This window comes from Natrialba aegyptia DSM 13077, assembly GCF_000337535.1.
Lineage (GTDB): Archaea > Halobacteriota > Halobacteria > Halobacteriales > Natrialbaceae > Natrialba > Natrialba aegyptia.
Genome location: NZ_AOIP01000036.1, coordinates 1 through 1,201 on the forward strand (window position 1 = coordinate 1; position 1,201 = coordinate 1,201).

Here is a 1,201-nt window from a genome sequence, read left to right on the forward strand (position 1 = left end):
GTGACGACTCTGTTATCCCTAAGGTAGCTTTTCTGTCAGCAATTGGCCGCATCAAGCAGCCTAATTGGTTCGCTAGACCACGCTTTCGCGTCAGCGTCCGTCGTTAGGCCGGACACTGTCAGACTTCCGTATGCTCTTGCGCTCTTTCCCGCGTCTCCGACGCGGGTGAGGAAATCTTGGGGCGCGCCCGATATCTTTTCAGGCGCGTACCGCCCCAGTCAAACTGCCCGGCTACCAGTGTCCTCCGCCAGGAGTGAGAGTCGCAGTCACCATCGGGTAGTATTTCAATGNCCCGCTAGCGCGGGTACCTGTGTAACGGCTCCTACCTATGCTGCACAATGGCGACCACGTCTCAGTGACAGCCTGCAGTAAAGCTCTATAGGGTCTTCGCTTCCCCTTGGGGGTCTCCAGACTCCGCACTGGAACGTACAGTTCACCGGGCCCAACGTTGGGACAGTGGCGCTCTCATTGATCCATTCATGCAAGCCGCTACTGAAGCGGCAAGGTACTACGCTACCTTAAGAGGGTCATAGTTACCCCCGCCGTTAACGGGTCCTTCGTCCCATTGTACTGGGGGTTCAGATACCCGCACTGGGCAGGATTCAGTGACCGTACGAGTCCTTGCGGATTTGCGGTCACCTATGTTGTTACTAGACAGTTGGAGCGCCCGAGTCACTGCGACCTGCCCCATTGCAGGGCAGGCATCCCTTATTGCGAACGTACGGGACTAACTTGCCGAATTCCCTAACGTCGGTTATTCCCGACAGACCTTGGCTTTCGCTGCCACGAGTACCTGTGTCGGATCTCGGTACGGACGGTATGCTCGTCTTTTCACGGGCTCCAGGTTGACTCGACTTACGCTATCCAGCCATTCGATCGCTTCGTGCCATTACGGCTTCCACGTTCTTCGACTGTTTGACCGGGCGAGTGCCCGGTTCGAGCGGCCCCGAAGCGTCAACTTTGATTGCATACCGGCACAGGAATATTAACCTGTTTCCCTGTTGTCTCAGTCGAACTGCGGTGAGACTTAGGACCGGCTAACCCTCAGCTGATTAGCATTGCTGAGGAACCCTTACTCGTTCGGCCGTCGGGGTTCTCACCCGACTCACGCTGCTACTTTGACCAGGATTTTCGTTTCTGAACGGTCCACACGAACTCTCGTTCGCGCTTCCACCCGAACAGAACGCCAACCTACACGGTT

General features: G+C 56.4%; 1 rRNA gene. It reads right to left on the bottom strand.

Annotation, left to right across the window (positions count from 1 at the left end):
* A 23S ribosomal RNA gene (locus C480_RS24000) occupies positions 1–1,201 on the bottom strand; the annotation flags it as partial.